This window comes from Roseateles sp. UC29_93 (genome assembly GCF_042695725.1).
Classification (GTDB): domain Bacteria; phylum Pseudomonadota; class Gammaproteobacteria; order Burkholderiales; family Burkholderiaceae_C; genus Roseateles; species Roseateles noduli_A.
The window spans coordinates 1444459-1460037 of record NZ_CP170545.1 but is presented as its reverse complement, the minus strand read 5'-3'; the positions used below and the strand labels follow the sequence as shown (position 1 = coordinate 1460037).

At 69.3% G+C, this 15579-nt stretch carries 15 protein-coding genes; 11 read left to right on the top strand and 4 right to left on the bottom strand.

The window, feature by feature from the left end; genetic code table 11:
• The first annotated feature begins 42 nt into the window (after window positions 1-42).
• Both ACFJIX_RS06860 and ACFJIX_RS06855 read left to right on the top strand, forming a co-directional pair.
• On the top strand, window positions 43-1719 hold the full coding sequence (locus ACFJIX_RS06860) for a diguanylate cyclase domain-containing protein (RefSeq protein ID WP_377158677.1): 1677 nt from the start codon (window positions 43-45) through the stop codon (window positions 1717-1719).
• Window positions 1720-2227: 508 nt separating this feature from the next.
• The gene (locus tag ACFJIX_RS06855) at window positions 2228-4411 is read left to right on the top strand and encodes a TonB-dependent siderophore receptor (RefSeq protein ID WP_377158676.1); all 2184 of its coding nucleotides are present in this window, start codon (window positions 2228-2230) and stop codon (window positions 4409-4411) included.
• 97 nt (window positions 4412-4508) lie between these two features.
• Here ACFJIX_RS06855 and ACFJIX_RS06850 read toward each other — a convergent pair whose 3' ends face one another.
• The 3 genes from ACFJIX_RS06850 to ACFJIX_RS06840 all read right to left on the bottom strand — a co-directional run bounded on the left by ACFJIX_RS06850 (window position 4509) and on the right by ACFJIX_RS06840 (window position 6852).
• Window positions 4509-5699, bottom strand: a complete 1191-nt coding sequence (locus ACFJIX_RS06850) for a GGDEF domain-containing protein (RefSeq protein WP_377158675.1) — start codon at window positions 5697-5699, stop codon at window positions 4509-4511.
• Window positions 5699-6217 carry a GGDEF domain-containing protein gene (locus ACFJIX_RS06845; protein ID WP_377161654.1) on the bottom strand — a complete coding sequence of 173 codons (519 nt, stop codon included), beginning with the start codon at window positions 6215-6217 and terminating at the stop codon, window positions 5699-5701. The genes ACFJIX_RS06850 and ACFJIX_RS06845 overlap by 1 nt, the downstream gene beginning before the upstream one ends.
• Window positions 6218-6327: 110 nt before the next feature.
• Window positions 6328-6852 carry a hypothetical protein gene (locus ACFJIX_RS06840; RefSeq protein ID WP_377158674.1) on the bottom strand — a complete coding sequence of 175 codons (525 nt, stop codon included), beginning with the start codon at window positions 6850-6852 and terminating at the stop codon, window positions 6328-6330.
• Between the two features lie 44 nt (window positions 6853-6896).
• Between ACFJIX_RS06840 and ACFJIX_RS06835 the strand changes: the two genes are divergently transcribed.
• Window positions 6897-7718 (top strand): SDR family oxidoreductase, encoded by an 822-nt coding sequence (locus ACFJIX_RS06835; RefSeq protein ID WP_377158672.1) that lies wholly within the window; start codon window positions 6897-6899, stop codon window positions 7716-7718.
• Between the two features lie 4 nt (window positions 7719-7722).
• Here the strand turns inward: ACFJIX_RS06835 and ACFJIX_RS06830 are convergent, their stop codons facing one another.
• Window positions 7723-8979 carry a septal ring lytic transglycosylase RlpA family protein gene (locus ACFJIX_RS06830; protein ID WP_377158671.1) on the bottom strand — a complete coding sequence of 419 codons (1257 nt, stop codon included), beginning with the start codon at window positions 8977-8979 and terminating at the stop codon, window positions 7723-7725.
• 99 nt (window positions 8980-9078) lie between these two features.
• Between ACFJIX_RS06830 and ACFJIX_RS06825 the strand changes: the two genes are divergently transcribed.
• The 8 genes from ACFJIX_RS06825 to ACFJIX_RS06790 all read left to right on the top strand — a co-directional run bounded on the left by ACFJIX_RS06825 (window position 9079) and on the right by ACFJIX_RS06790 (window position 15567).
• Window positions 9079-9777 carry a fumarylacetoacetate hydrolase family protein gene (locus ACFJIX_RS06825; RefSeq protein ID WP_377158670.1) on the top strand — a complete coding sequence of 233 codons (699 nt, stop codon included), beginning with the start codon at window positions 9079-9081 and terminating at the stop codon, window positions 9775-9777.
• A 27-nt stretch (window positions 9778-9804) separates the two neighbouring features.
• Complete coding sequence (gene nadC, locus ACFJIX_RS06820) at window positions 9805-10665, top strand: carboxylating nicotinate-nucleotide diphosphorylase (protein WP_377158669.1); 861 nt, start codon at window positions 9805-9807, stop codon at window positions 10663-10665.
• Between the two features lie 98 nt (window positions 10666-10763).
• A complete protein-coding gene (locus ACFJIX_RS06815; RefSeq protein ID WP_377158668.1) occupies window positions 10764-11522 on the top strand; it encodes a hypothetical protein in 759 nt (252 codons plus the stop codon).
• Window positions 11523-11678: 156 nt separating this feature from the next.
• Window positions 11679-12473, top strand: a complete 795-nt coding sequence (locus tag ACFJIX_RS06810) for a GntR family transcriptional regulator (RefSeq protein WP_377158667.1) — start codon at window positions 11679-11681, stop codon at window positions 12471-12473.
• Window positions 12474-12505: 32 nt separating this feature from the next.
• Window positions 12506-13294 (top strand): transporter substrate-binding domain-containing protein, encoded by a 789-nt coding sequence (locus ACFJIX_RS06805; RefSeq protein ID WP_377158666.1) that lies wholly within the window; start codon window positions 12506-12508, stop codon window positions 13292-13294.
• Between the two features lie 60 nt (window positions 13295-13354).
• Window positions 13355-14089 carry an amino acid ABC transporter permease gene (locus ACFJIX_RS06800; RefSeq protein ID WP_377158665.1) on the top strand — a complete coding sequence of 245 codons (735 nt, stop codon included), beginning with the start codon at window positions 13355-13357 and terminating at the stop codon, window positions 14087-14089.
• Window positions 14082-14735 (top strand): amino acid ABC transporter permease, encoded by a 654-nt coding sequence (locus ACFJIX_RS06795; protein WP_377158664.1) that lies wholly within the window; start codon window positions 14082-14084, stop codon window positions 14733-14735. Before ACFJIX_RS06800 ends, ACFJIX_RS06795 begins: the two co-directional genes overlap by 8 nt.
• 82 nt (window positions 14736-14817) lie before the next feature.
• On the top strand, window positions 14818-15567 hold the full coding sequence (locus ACFJIX_RS06790) for an amino acid ABC transporter ATP-binding protein (protein WP_377161652.1): 750 nt from the start codon (window positions 14818-14820) through the stop codon (window positions 15565-15567).
• The last annotated feature ends 12 nt before the right edge of the window (window positions 15568-15579 follow it).

Below are 15579 nucleotides of genomic sequence, written 5' to 3'. Positions count from 1 at the left end.
ACCGCAGCCGTCGCACGCTGCCTGATCGGCTAACCTTGCCGGATGTTTCCGCATGGTGCTTCCTCTTCCGTCCCGGTTCCGGCGCCCGCCTTCGACGGCGTTCCGCTGAGCGAGCTGCTCGAGCGCGCGCGCCTCGCGCAGCAGCAGGCGCGGCTCGACGACGGCGTTGCGCTGGCCGATGCGATCTGGGATCGCGCCGAAGCCGAAGGCTTCATCAACGAGCAGGCCGAGGCCGGCAAGCTGCGCAGCTTCTTCCGGCTGCGCATGGGCGATCTGCCCGGCATGCTCGACGTCGGCGAGCGTGCGCTGCGCCTGATGCGTCCGCTGGGCGCGAGCCCCGCGATGTGCGAGCTGCTGCGCTGGATGAGCCTCGCCGCCTGCGAGCTCGGCGCGTACGAACAAGGGCTGGCCTGCGCGCATGAGGCGCTCAAGCTCGCCGGCGAGCTCGGCGACATGCGGCTGCATGCGGTCGCGCTGAACGGCCTCGGCGCCTGCTTCGAGCGCATGGGCGATCCCTGGCAGGCCGAGCGCCTGATGAGCGAGGCCGCGGGCCTGCTCCGCAGCAATGCCACGCCGTTCGAGCAGGTCGTCACGCTGACCAACCTGTGCACGGTCGCGCTCGGCGCCTACCACCTGCAACGCGACGGCGCCGCGCCGGCGCAGGCGACGCGCACGCTCGAACGCGCGCTGGAACTCGCCCGCGAGGCGCGTCCGCATTCGCTGCAGCTCGGCGACCGCTACGGCATCGCATTGACCGCGTCCAACTTCGCCGAGGTGCTGCTGCTGATGGGACGCCTCGACGAGGCCGAGCCGATGCTGATCGAGGCCCGCGACGAATGCGAGCGCGCCGGCTTCCGGCTGCTGGACTGGCGCCTGCGCTGCATGCTCGCCGAGCTGCAGCTCGCGCGCGGACAGGCTCGCATGGCCTGGCAGCAACTGCAGGTGCTGTGCGCGGAGACCGAGCACGTCGCCACCACCGATGCACCGGCAGCGGCGACGAGTCCCGCGCTTCACGACGTGCCGCTGTTCCTGCGCGTGCGGCTGCACCAGGCCAGCTATCGGGCCGCGAAGGCGCTCGCGCTGCTCGGGCCGTCGCTGTTCCACCTCGAACAGGCGCGCACGCTGGAGCGTCGGCGCGCGGTCTCGCAGCTGATGGCGCAATCGCAGTACTTCGTCTCGCGCATGGAGGCGGAATTCGCCACCGACCCGGCGAGTGTCGCCGCGCGCGATGCCGCCGAGTTCAAGGATCCCTTGACCGGCCTGGGCAACCGGCGCTGCCTGGAAACCCGCCTGCCGCCGCTGCTGCGCACGGCGGAGCAGGAGGCGCGTCCGCTGACCGTCGCCCTGATCGACGCCGACGGCTTGCGCAACATCAACGAACGCCACGGCCACGAGATCGGCGACCGTGTGCTGCAGGAGCTCGCCGAACTCCTGCGCGAGAACACGCGCGGCTCCGACCTGCTGCTGCGATGGAGCGGCGAGGAGTTCCTCGTCGTGTTCCCCGACACCATCGCGGACCGCGGCTTCGAGGTCTGCGAGCGCATCCGCGCCAGCGTCTCCGTGCACCCGTGGCATGAGCTCGCACCGGGCCTGGACGTGACGCTCAGCATGGGCCTGGCGAGCGCGCCGCCCTACGCGACCGACCTGCTCATCGCGCGCGCCAACGCCGCCGTCGAACGCGCCAAGCACCTGGGCCGCAACCGTGTCGCCCTGGCCTGAGCACGGCCGTCGACGAACACACCTGCCGCCACGAACGCCACAAACGCTCGAACGCTTGAACGCTCGAACGCTCGAACGTCACTGGGGCCGGAATGGGGCTTGGGGGTCCTGGAGGGATCCCCCATGCCCCGTGGAGAGCCCGCGCTTGGCGACTCGAATGAGGCCCAGCCTGAAGCCCGCACACGGTGACAGGTCTTGCCCGACTGCTGGCCGAATCTGTTTCTACAATGAGAACAGTTCTCATCTGTCGGGTAACTCCCCGCCGATGAACTTCCTGCCAGCCTGATCTTCCGCTCCCCCGCGCCTGGCAACGTCCGTTGCACACGCCGCGCGACGCTGGAGCCGATCCCGCAAGCCTCCGTCATTCACCTCCCTCCCCGGGGCCGGTGCGCTTGCGCGCGCCGGTATGCGGGCTCACGCCTGCTTGCTGCTGCTCCTCCCCATGTCACGCTCCTCTCGAACCCCTGTCGCGGCTGCGGTCGCCTTGCTCTTGTCCGCCGGTGCCGCCATGGCCCAGTCGATGCCGGCGTCCGGCCGCGATGTCGATGTCCCGCATGTCGACGCTGATGCCGCCCAAGCTGCGGCTGAACCTGCCGCCGAAGCTGCCAATGAATCCACCGGCGAGGGCGCGACCCGCGCCGACCGCCGCCGTGCGCTGGACCGCGTCACCATCAGCGCCGCGCGCAAGAAGCTCGAGGGAGCGAGCACGCGCCTGCCGCTGACCGCGCGCGAGACGCCGCAGTCGATGAGCAGCCTCGACGCGAGCCGCCTCGAGAACGAGACGCTGATCAGCATCAACGACGTGATGCAGAACATCACCGGCGTGAACGTGTCCTTCTACGACACGCAGCGTCCGCTGTACTTCGCGCGGGGCTTCCAGATCACCGACTTCCAGACCGACGGCGTGCCGACCTACAGCGGCGGCACGCAGCAGGAGTACGACACCGTCTTCTACTCGCGCATCGACGTCGTGCGCGGCGCCAACGGCCTGACCACCGGCGCCGGCATTCCGTCCGCGACGGTCAACATGATCCGCAAGCGGCCGGAGAAGGCGTTCTCGGCCTACGGCGGGCTGGTGATGGGCTCCGAGGATTTCCATCGTGTCGAGGCCGACCTCAACACGCCGATCACCCGCGACGGCCGCGTGCGGGCACGCCTGATCGCCTCGGCGCAGGAGAAGGACGGCTATCGCGATCGCCACAGCGAGACCAAGACCGCCTTCATGGCCACCGTCGAAGCCGACCTGACGGACAGCACGACGCTGACCCTCGGCTACCAGGACCAGAACAACGTGCCCAAGGGCCCGATCTGGGGCACGATCCCGCGCTTCGGGTCGGACGGCTCGCTCGCCGACCTGCCACGCGAGACCAGCTTCTCGCCGCCGTGGACGCGCTGGTCGCGCCACAACGGCACGAGCTACGCGCAGCTCGAGCAGAAGCTCGGCGGCGACTGGACGCTGAAGGCCATCGTCAACCACAGCGAAGGCAACACCTTCAGCCTGCGCACCTATGCCAGCGGCTATCCGGACCCGAAGACCGGCGCGGGGCTGAAACTGCTCGCCGCCGTCGGCAAGAGCTGGGAGAAGCGCGACAGCCTGGATCTCTACGCCTCGGGCACGTTGACGCTGTTCGGCCGCCAGCACGACCTGGTGATCGGTGCCAACGGCGTGAAGACGACGACGACCACGCCGACGCTGACCTCGGTCGCCTCGTGGAGCTACAACATCCCCGACATCCACAACTGGGACGGCAACGCGCCCGCGCCGACCTTCAGCGCCACCGGCGCGAAGCGCGTCGCCGAGACCGAACAGAGCGGCGTCTTCGCGATGGGCCGATGGAAGGTCCTGGAGCCGCTGTCGGTGATCACCGGCGCGCGGCTGAGCTACTGGAAGACCGGCACCGACGCCTTCAACGCGTCCGGCAACTTCACGGCCCGGACGGGCGCCTACAAGGTGACCGACGAGGTGTCGCCGTACTTCGGCGTCGTCTACGACATCAGCGACGCGGTCTCGCTGTACGCGAGCTACACCGACCTGTTCAAGCCGCAGAACTACAAGGACAAGAACGACAACCTGCTCGCGCCGGTCCGCGGCAGCAACACCGAGTTCGGCATCAAGGGCGAGTTCCTCGACAAGCGCCTGGCGGTGTCGGCCGCGGTGTTCGAGGCCAAGCAGGACCACTACGCGGTGCGCGACTCGTCGGTGCCGGAGGGCACGCTGCCCGACGGCGGCTCCGCCTACATCGGCGTCAACGGGACGAAGACCAAGGGCTTCGAGCTCGACGTTGCCGGCCAGCTCGCGCCCGGCTGGACCTTGAACGCGGGTTACGCCAATACGCGCATCACGCGCAACGCGCTGGACCTGATCTACGCGAACCTGCCGCGTCACACGGTGCAGCTCAGCACCAGCTACCGCCTGCGCGGCGCGTGGGAGCGGCTCACCGTCGGCGCCGGCGTGAATGCGCAGAGCACGGTGGCGGGCTATGGCATCCCGCATCCGACGTTGGGCACGGTGACCGTCACGCAGGGCAGCTACGTGCTGCTGAACCTGCATGCCAACTACCAGTTGAACGACCACTTCAGCCTCGGCCTGTCGGTCCGCAACGCGCTGGACAAGACCTACTGGGCCAACCTCGACTATCCCAACTACGGGGATCCGCGCAGCGTGATGCTGAGCGTGCGCGGCCGGTTCTGACGGGGGCTGCACCTGAGCGCTTCACACTGGCACTTCGCTGAAGGGGGCCGAGAGAGGATCCCTGAAGCGGACCCCTGAAACGGATCGCCGGAGCAGATCAGCGCTCCGGCCTCCGTGCCAGTTCGAGTTCCACCGCCTGCACCACGTTGCGCCCCTGCGCCTTCGCGCGGTAGAGCGCCTGATCGGCGCGTCGCAGCACGTCGGCGGCGGTGGCGTCTCCAGTCATGGACTCGGCGATGCCGAAGCTGGCCGTCAGCGGCCAGCCCTGTCCTTCCCAGGCGAACGGGTGTTCCGCGAGCAGCGTCCGCATCCGCTCCGCCACCAGGGCGGCGCCGGCGATGCCGGTGTGGGGCAGCAGCACGCAGAACTCCTCGCCGCCCAGACGCGCGAAGCGATCCACCTCGCGCAGGCACGGCTTCAGCAGCGTCACCAGCGACCTCAGCGCCGCATCGCCGGCCGCGTGGCCGAGCGTGTCGTTCAGCTGCTTGAAGCGGTCCATGTCCAGCAGCACCAGCGCGTAGCCGTGACCGCGCATCTGGCGCGAATGCTCGAGGTCCACGGCCTCGGACAGCGCACGCCGGTTCAGCGCGTCGGTCAGCGGGTCGCGCTCGGTCAAGCGGCGGATCTCCAGCACCAGCTTCATCAGCAGCAGGAACGCGATCCAGCCGTTGATCAACAGCGCCAGCACCAACGAGGCCCACAACCACGCGATGTTGAAGGCGCTGGCGACGTCGATGTCCCCGGTGCGGCCCGGCGCGAGCGAGGCCTCCACCGGCCGCGAGAGCAGCAGCAACCCGACGACCACCAGCGGGGAGGCGAGCACCAGCGCCGCCCGCGCATTCAGCCCACGCGCGCGCATCAGCCGCCAGGCGTCGAAGGCCGACAGCAGCGCAAGCGCACTCATGGCGCCGAAGAGCACCAGCGTGTGCGGCAGCGTCCCCGGTCCGCCCGTGAACCGCGCCGTGCCGAGTCCGACAGCCACGATCAGCAGCGCGGTCGAACGCCATGGCGCGGGCCGCTCGCCGACCAGCGGCACCGTCACGCGGACCAGGCCGAAGGCCGCCAGCGACAGGAAGTCCGACCACCCGTCGTTCATGCGCGGGGCGAGACCCAGCGCCTCATGCAGCAGGAACGAGCCCGCCAGCGCCGCGTTCGCGCCGGCCACGCTGGCGCATGCCCAGGGCGACTCGCGCAGACCGACGGCGAGCATGAGCCAGACCACCGCCGCGACGCCGAACAGCGCCACCAATGCGGCGATCAGCGTGACGGGATCGGCGACGGGCAGCATCAGGCGAGTTCCGGCTCGCCGGCGGCGCGCAGCACGCGATTGCGTCCGCGCGCCTTCGCCGCGTACATCGCCGCGTCGGCCCGCGACAGCGCGCCGTGGCCGTTGGCGTCGCCCGGATGCATGGTTGCGACGCCGAAGCTCGCGCTGATCGGCCAGAGCTTGTCGCCCCACGCCAGCGGCTGCTTCTGCAGCAATTCGCGCAGGCGCTCGGCGACCAGCATCGCGCCGTCCAGGTCGGAGTCCGGCAGCAACACGGCGAATTCCTCGCCGCCCAGACGCCCGAAACAGTCGGTGTCGCGCAGCGTCGCCCCGAGCACGCCCGCCAGGTGCTGCAGCGCGGCGTCGCCGCCGGCGTGACCGAGCTCGTCGTTGATGCGCTTGAAGTGGTCGACGTCCAGCACCAGCACGGCATGGCGGCGGCCGCGCTCGGCCTGCGCCTGCAGGCGGGCGAGGTGCTCTTCCAGCGCGCGGCGGTTGAGCAGGCCGGTCAACGCATCGCGACGGGTCAGATGGCGCACCCGCGCGATCAGGCGCTGGATGACGAGCGCGACCAGTCCGGTGGCGATCGACAGATCCACCACCAGACGCAACAGCGCGAGTGGCGCATTGGCGCCCAGGCCCGCGGGACTCAGTCCCGCCGGGAGCCAGCCGAGCAGTCCGCCCGCGCGCCAGATGCAGCCGGCGGCCAGCACGCCGTACGGCAGCACGACGACGCTGGTGAGTCCGATCCGGAAGCCCGCGCCGATGGCGACGTCCATGCGGCCATCAGCGCCAGCACCCCGCCGACGAGGTTGGAGATGGCGCGCGCGGTCGCCAGGTCCGGATCGCCGGCCGTGAAGGCGGTGGCGACGAGCCCGAGGCCGACGATGGCGACGATGTCCCAGGCGCCGTCGCGGACCCGTGTCAGCGCGCGCACGCCGGCGGTGAGCAGGCCCGCGGAGACCAGGTCCAGCGGCAACGCGACCAGCCGCTCCATCGAGTCCGGGAGCGTCGGCCACCAGGCCAGTGCGAGCAGGCCGTGATACGCCGAGATCCGCCGCGAGGCCCGCGGCGCGATGCGCAGCGCCTCGCCCAGCGCGAGCCAGACGACACACGCGACGGCGTCGATCACGGCGATCACCATCAGCAGCGTGGCGGCGTCGAGCGGCGGCATGCGGATCATCATCGCAAAGCGATGCCGCGCGCACAATCGCGCGCATGACGAATGATGTCCCTGACTCCGAGGGGGCCGGCGGGCCCGCCGCGACGACCGATGAGGCCGATCGCCCGATCACGCTGATCACCGGCGCCGGCCGCGGCATCGGCGCGGCGACCGCGCTGCTGCTGGCGGCGCGTGGCCACGACCTCGCACTCAACTATCGGCAGGACGTCGATGCCGCCGAAGACACGGCGCGGCGTGTGCAGGCGCTGGGACGGCGGGCGGTGACGATCCGCGCCGACGTTGCCGATCCGCAGCAGGTGTCGGCGATGTTCGCGCAGGTCGACGCGCGGCTCGGCCGGCTCACCGGGCTGGTGAACAACGCCGGCATGGTGGGACGCATGGCCTCGTTGGCAGACCTGACCCCCGACCGCATCCGGCGTGTCTTCGAGGTCAATGTCTTCGGCCTCATCTACTGCACGCAGCAGGCCGCCGTGCGGATGAGCACCGCGCACGGCGGACGCGGCGGCGCGATCGTCAACCTGTCGTCGCGCGCGGCGCAGCGCGGATCGGCGAATCTCTATTCGGATTACGCCGCCAGCAAGGGCGCGGTGGACACGCTGACCTTGAGCCTCGGGCATGAGCTGATCGGACAGGGCATCCGGGTCAACGGTGTACGCCCTGGCGTCATCGAGACCGACATCCATGCCGACAGCCTTCCGGCGGACGAGCTGCAGGCCCGGCTGGCGGAGGCGGCCAAGGGCATTCCGATCGGCCGGCTCGGCCGCGCGGAGGAGATCGCCGAAGTCATCGTCTGGTTGATGTCCGACGCGGCCAGCTACACCGTCGGTGCCACGCTGGACGTGGCCGGCGGGCGCTGAGTCCTCAGCGCCGCTCGACCAGGATCGGTGTCAGCGCCATCGACGTGCGGACGCGGTCCGCGGCGGCGCGGGCATCCTCGCGGCTCGCGAACGGGCCGGCCTGCAGGCGGTGCAGGTTCTTGTCCTTGAAGATCGTCAGCATCGGCGCGAGTTCTTCCATGCCGCGCGTGAAGCGCTCGCGCAGCTGCTCGGCGCCTTCCATGCGGGAGAACGCGCCGAACTGCAGCCAGTAGCCCTGCGCGGCGGCGATCTTCAGCGCGGGCACCGGTGCCTGCGAGTCGGTCGCGGCGATCGCGCCGGCGGTGGCGGTCGCCATCGCGTCGGCCTTGGATTGGCCCGACGGCGGCAAGTCGCTGCCGGGCGGCAGCGCGGTGATCGGAATCGGCGTCATGCCCGCATCGGGCGCCGCTGACGGAGACGTCGAAGGAAGCGTCGACGGAGAGGCCGTCGCCGTCGAGGAAGTCGAGGACGCGGCGGGCCGGTCCGCCTTGGCCACCGGCGGGATCAGCGGCGCCGGCAGCGGCACTTGCGCCGGCACCGGCGTGACCGGCGGGCGCATCTGTGCGGTGGTCGTCAGGTCGGGCGCGCCGCTGGGCGTGGCGGCGGCATACACCGGCGTGTCGGGGGCGACCTTCGGATCGGGCGAGAGGGTGTCGCGGTCGCGTGTCCACGCGCCGGTGCGGATGTCCTCGTAGGTGATGCGTTCGATCTCCACCGGCGCCACGCCGTTGAGCACGTCCAGCTTGAGCGCGGCGGTGTAGCTCAGGTCGATGATGCGGCCCTTGTGGAAGGGTCCGCGATCGTTGATGCGCACGATGATCTCGCGGCCGTTCTTCGGGTTGCGCACGCGGGCGTAGCTCGGGATCGGGATCGTCGCGTGCGCGGCGGTCATCGCGTACATGTTGTAGATCTCGCCGCTGGACGTCGGCTTGCCGTGGAACTTGCGGCCGTACCAGGACGCCAGGCCCTTCTGCACCAGCGGCTTGTCCTCGGCGATCGGCTCGTAGCGTTCGCCGAGCACTTCGTACGGCTTGTTGGGGCCGCCCTTGCGGATGGACTCCAGCCGGGGCACCGCATCGGGGACCTTCTTGAGATCGGGGGGAACGACGGCGTCGGGGCCGTCCCGGTCGGGCCAGGAGGAGACCTTGGCGCCGCCGGAGGAGGAACGGGTGGAGGAGGGGCCAGGGCTGGCGCAGGCGGCCAGGATCAGGGCACACGTCAGGACGGTCAGGCGCTGACCGGCGGGGCGGGCTTCAAACATGGCCGCAACCCTAGCAATGCGGCGCGGATTTGCCAAGGTTATGCTGCGCGCACCCTTCTTTCCTTTCATGATCGTTTCGATCGTTACGTCCGCACCGTCATGAGCAACTACCTCTTCCCCCCAGCGCCGCAGGCCGCCGTGGCCGTGCGCGGCACCGACGCGCTCTACGCCGTCAGCCGCATCTTCTGCGTCGGCCGCAACTACGCCGCCCACGCCCGCGAGATGGGCAGCGATCCGGATCGCGAGCCGCCGTTCTACTTCACCAAGCCGGCCAGCGCGCTGGCGCCGTCGGGCGGCACCATCCCCTACGCGCCGGGCACGAAGAACCTGCACTATGAGATGGAGCTGGTCGTCGCGATCGGCAAGCCGGTGTTCAAGGCGACGCCCGAGCAGGCCGGCGATGCGGTCTGGGGCTACGCCGCCGGGCTGGACATGACGCGCCGCGACCTGCAGAACGAGGCCAAGGCCATCGGCCGGCCCTGGGACCTGGGCAAGGGCTTCGAGCACTCGGCGGTGATCACCGAGCTGGTGCCGCGTTCGGAGCAGGGCGAGCTGAGCAAGGGCGCGATCACGCTGTCGGTGAACGGCGTGGAGAAGCAGCGCGGCGACCTGTCGGACATGATCTGGAGCATTCCGGAGCTGGTGGCCAACCTGTCGCAGTTCTATCACCTGGAGCCGGGCGACCTGATCTACACGGGCACGCCGGAAGGGGTCGGTCCGGTGAAGCCGGGCGACAAGATCGTCGGCGTGATCGAGGGCTTCGGCGAGCTGTCGATCACGATCGGCGAGGCCGAGTAACCCGGCGCCAGTCAGAGACCCGCGACGATGTTCGATCACAACGAGACCCTGGACGAAGCCCGCGCGCGCAACATCCGCGATGCGCTGTTCGAGGACATCGGCGTCGCCGACTGGACCGCGCGGCTGGTGCCGGCGGGCCGGCGCGTGACGGCGCATGTCCGCGTGCGCGAGGCGGCGGTGCTGTGCGGCCGCGACTGGTTCGAGGGCGTCTTCCTGGCGCTGGACGGGTCGTCGCGGATCGAGTGGTCGTATGAGGAAGGCGCCGACATGGCGTCCGACACGGTGGTCTGCCGCATCGAGGCGGAAGGCCGTTCGCTGCTGTCGGCCGAGCGGCCGGCGCTGAACTTCCTGCAGCTGCTGTCGGGCACGGCGACGACGACGCGCGCACATGCACGCGCGATCGAAGGCGCCAGCCCGAACCCGCGCGGCTGCGCGGTGCTGGACACGCGCAAGACGCTGCCGGGCCTGCGACTGGCGCAGAAGTACGCGGTGCGCGTGGGCGGCGGGGCGAATCAACGCCTGGCCCTCTACGACGGGATCCTGATCAAGGAGAACCACATCGCCGCGGCCGGCGGCGTGATGCAGGCACTGCAGCAGGCGCAGGCGCTGGACGCCGGCGTAACGATCCAGGTCGAGGTCGAGACCATCGAGCAACTGCGCGAGGCCCTGAAGGCCGGCGCGGTCAGCGTGCTGCTGGACAACTTCAGCGAGCCGATGATGCGCGAGGCGGTGGCGATCGCCGGGGGTCAGGCCTTGCTGGAGGTCTCCGGCGGCGTGGCCATCGACCAGCTGCGCTGGATCGCGGCGACGGGCGTCGACCGCATCTCGGTCGGACGGTTGACCAAGGACGCGAAGGCGGTTGACTACTCGATGCGGGTCGACGGCTGACACTGACTTCCATATCAGCGACTCCTGCAATTCGGCGCCATATTCGGCGCCGAAGTTCTTTCAGACACTGGCTGTCTTCCCAACCGCAGGAGACAGAAGTGATTGAAGCAAGCAACGATGAACACTTGCCCGATGCGAATTCGGGTGCCCTCCGCGACATCCTGAGCCGCTGGTCGGCCAGCATGGCCGCACTGGTGCTGAATGAGGTGGAGTGTCGTCTGCGACTCATGGCCGAGCTGCGAGGCAAGCTCAGCGTCATCGGTGTTGACGAGGTCCATGAACTCCAGCCACTCTTCAAACGCGGACTTTGGATGTTCGGACCTCACTTCGAGTCCGCGGAGTTCACCGCAAATGAGGGGATGACTACGGTCATCCAGCGGCTCCTCAAGCTTCCAGAGGGAACTGGGTCCCGGTGCCGTCCCGACTTCGTCGTACTGCCGGACAGCAGCGTCGGGCTCTATGCCTGTCCTTCGTTTGACGATATTCATGAGGTCGATGGCATCGATCACCTGGTGATCATTGAACTGAAGACGACGGGCAAGGAGATCGGTAGCCGCGAGCGTGAACAGGTCTGGAAGTACTACAAGGAACTTCGTAAGGTCGGCTGCATCAAGCCGCACACGCGTGTGGATGCATACATCCTGGGCGACTGCATCGAGTCCGGCGAAGAGTTCGAAGCCCCGTACCCGATCGGCGTGAGGATCCGCCCCATGCTGTACGAGACCATCTTGAAACGAGCGGAGAAGCGGCTTCTCAATCTCTACGGGCACATCAAGCACGCTCCATTTCTGAAAGGTGCCGTAGAGCGTTCACCCTCGCAGCCTGACGTGAGGCAGGAGAGCGCCGCAGCAGCGTGACGATGAGGTGCCGGTCGGGCACTGCGACAGTGCCCGCCACACCAAGCTTGTGCGCAACGGCGGTGCGTGGGTGTCGTTCTGGCTTGCATACAAGACAGATGAGCCTGGGAAGGCAGGGAGTACCCGCACTGGCACGGAAGCTGCAAAGCCCCGTGCATGGGCATCACCGCCACCGACATCAGCCAGCGCATCATCGATGCGGTGCTCGCGCAGAAGCTGGCGCCGGGCACCCGCCTCGGCGAGCAGCAGCTCGCGCTGCTCTTCGACTGCAGCCGCACCATCGTCCGTGAGGCGCTGACGCGGCTCGCCGCGCGCGGCATCGTCACCGTCAGTGCTCGTCGCGGCTGGTACCTCATCGCCCCCTCCCGCGACGAAGCCCGTGAAGCCTTCGAGGCCCGCCGCGTCATCGAGCTCGGCCTGCTGCGCGGTCGGCGACCGCTCGACAAGCCCGCGCTCACGCGTCTGAAGAAGCACCTCGCGCAGGAGAAGGCCGCGCTGCGCGGTGACGACATCGGCGCGCGCAGCTTCCTGCTGGGTGACTTCCACGTCTGTCTGGCCGAGTGCCTCGGCAACAGCCTGCTCGCCGACACGCTGCGCGACTACACCGCGCGCACCACCTTGATCGCGATGCTCTACCAGTCGTCGCACGACGCGGCGCAGTCCTGCCAGGAGCACGTCGCCATCGTGGCCGCGCTCGAGCAGGGCGACGCCGTCCGCGCCGAGGCGCTGATGGCCGAGCACCTCGCCAGCGTGCAGGCCGGCCTGCAGCTCGAGACACAGACCGACGACCCGCTGCATCACCTGCGGCAGGCGCTCACGCCGATGGCGTCGAGTGCCTCCGCGTCTTCCCCAGCTTCCCCCGCCGCGCCGGCGCGCCGTTCCCGCGCGCGCACGGTGGCGGCCGACGCCGCCGATTCCGCCCCCGCCCCCTACCTAGGAGCCCTGCTATGAGCCACGCCGTCCGTCCCTCCGTCCGCACTCTCATGCCGCGTCGCCTGCTGCTGGCCGCCGGCCTCGGCCTCAGCATCGGTGTCATGGCGCCGGGCGCGCACGCGCAGACCGCGCTGGACACGATCACCAAGTCCAAGACCATCAAGATCGCGATCCCCACCGACTACCCGCCCTACGGCTTCGTCGGTCCCGACATGAAGCCGCAAGGCCTGGACGTCGCGATGGCCGAGCTGATCGCCGCCAAGCTTGGCGTGAAGGTCGAGCTGGTGCCGGTCACCAGCGCCAACCGCATCCCCTATCTGCAGACGAAGAAGGCCGACCTCGTCATCTCGACGCTCGGCAAGAACCCGGAGCGCGAGAAGGTCATCGCCTTCAGCTCGGCCTACGCCCCGTTCTATCAAGCCGTCTTCGCGCCGAAGAGCCTGGCGATCAAGAGCTTCGCCGACCTCGCCGGCAAGACCGTCGCGGTGACGCGCGGCGCGATGGAGGACCAGGAGCTCGCCAAGGTCGCGCCGGCCACGCTGGAGTTCAAGCGCTTCGAGGACAACAACGCGACCATCGCCGCGTTTGCCGCGGGCCAGACGCAGGTGGTCGCCACCAGCGCCGCCGTCGCCGGCAACCTGATGCAGCGCCAGCCCGGCCTGAACATCGAATACAAGCTGCTGCTCAAGGACAGCCCGTGCTTCATCGGCGTGGCCAAGGGCGAGGACGCCCTGCTCGCGAAGGTCAACGCGATCGTCGCCGCGGCCAAGCAGGGCGGGGAACTCGAGGCGCTCTCCAAGAAGTGGCTGGGCCGCGGCGCGGGCGAGCTGCCGCTCTGAGCGGTGAGCCCGCTGCCCTCCGGCATTGATTGCGCATAGCAGGCACTTCGGGAGCCGCCCATGATCGAGTTCGACTTCGGTGCCGTCCTTGCCGAATGGCCGCTGCTGCTGCGTGGCCTCGCATGGACCGTGGGCCTCACGGTGATCGCCGTGCCGCTGGGCCTGCTGATCGCGACGCTGGGCGCGTGGGCCCGCGCCTGCGGGTCGACGGCGCTGCGGCGCGGCGTCGGCGTCTATGTCGAGCTGCTGCGCAACACGCCCTTCATCGTGCAGCTGTTCTTCGTGTTCTTCGGCCTGCCGGCGCTCGGCGTGAAGCTGTCGCCCGAGGCCGCCTCGCTCATCGCGATGACGCTGAACCTCGGCGCCTACGGCACCGAGATCCTTCGCGCCGGCATCCAGGCCGCGCCCAAGGGGCAGTGGGAAGCGGCGCAAAGCCTGGCCCTCGGTCCGACGCAGGTCTTCACGCGCGTGATCCTGCCGCCGGCGTTCAAGCGCGTGTGGCCGGCGATGACCAGCCAGATCGTCATCGTGATGCTCGGCACGGCGGTGTGCGGACAGATCTCCACCGAGGAGCTGAGCTACGCCGCCAACCTGATCCACAGCCGCAACTTCCGTGCGTTCGAAGCGACCTTCGTCGCGTTGGCCATCTATCTGGCGCTGTCGATGATCACGCGGCGCTTCCTGCTCTGGGCGGGGCCGAAGTGGCTGTTCGGCGGCACGCCGGTCGCCCTGAAGCCGCCGCTGTGGCGACGGCTGGCAGGTGCCGGCACCGGAACGGGAGGCGCCCATGATTGAGTTCACCCTCTGGGACATTCTTCGCAACCTGGCGCTCGCCTTGCGCTGGACGGTGGCGCTGTCGCTGATCGCCTTCATCGGCGGCGGCCTGGTCGGCGCGACGCTGCTGTGCCTGCGCATCGGCTTGGGGGCCAAGACGCAGCGCGTGATCGGCGCCTACGTCGCGGTCTTCCAGGGCACGCCGCTGCTGATGCAGCTGTTCCTCGCCTACTTCGGCGTCTCGCTGCTGGGCATCGAGGTCTCGGCCTGGACGGCGGCCTCGCTGGCGCTGACGCTCTACACGAGCGCCTACCTGGTCGAGATCTGGCGCGGTTGTGTCGAGGCCGTGCCGCGCGGCCAGTGGGAGGCCGCGCGCAGCCTGGCGATGAGTTTCGGCGAGCAACTGCGCCACGTGATCCTGCCGCAGGCCGCGCGCCTGGCGATCGCGCCGACGGTCGGATTCCTGGTGCAGGTCATCAAGGGGACCGCGTTGGCGTCGGTGATCGGCTTCGTGGAACTGACCAAGGCCGGCGGGATGATCGCCAACGCGAGCTTCAAGCCCTTCCTGGTCTTCGGCTGCGTGGCGCTGTTCTATTTCGTGCTGTGCTTCCCCGTGAGCCTGGCCGCCCAACACCTCGAAAGGAAGCAGCATGGCCGCACTGCCTGACAAGACGATCGATCACGTGATCGACCACGCCATGGGCGGGGCCGTCGACAACGCCATCGACGGCGAGACTGCACCGACGACGATGCCCGCCCCGGGCGTCCCCATCGTGCGCATCACCGCGCTGCGCAAGTCCTACGGGACGAACGAGGTGCTGAAGGGCATCGACCTGGACGTGATGCGCGGCGAGGTGATCGCGCTGATCGGCAAGAGCGGCTCGGGCAAGAGCACGCTGCTGCGTTGCATCAACGGGCTGGAGCAGTTCCAGGACGGCTCGCTGCGCGTGGCCGACAAGCCGCTGCTGCACGACAGCGCGATGGCGATGCGCGCGCTGCGGCAGCAGGTCGGGATGATCTTCCAGAGCTTCAACCTGTTCCCGCACCTGAGCGTCGGGCGCAACGTGATGCTGGCGCCGACGCTGGTGAAGCGGCGTTCCGAGAAGGACGCCGCCGAGCAGGCACGCGCGCTGCTGGCGCGCGTGGGCCTGGCGGAGAAATTCGACGCGATGCCGGACCAGCTGTCCGGCGGCCAACAGCAGCGCGTGGCCATCGCGCGGGCGCTGGCGATGGAGCCGCAGGTGCTGCTGTGCGACGAGATCACGTCGGCGCTCGATCCGGAGCTGGTCGGCGAGGTGCTGCGCGTCGTCGAATCGCTGGCCGACGAGGGCATGACGCTGCTGATGGTCACGCACGAGATGAACTTCGCGCGCAAGGTCGCGGACCGGGTGATCTTCATGCATCAAGGCCGGGTGCACGAGATCGGCACGCCGGCCGATGTCTTCGGCTCGCCGAGGACGCCGGAGTTGAAGCAGTTCCTGAAATCACTCGACGATTGAGTACCCACTGAA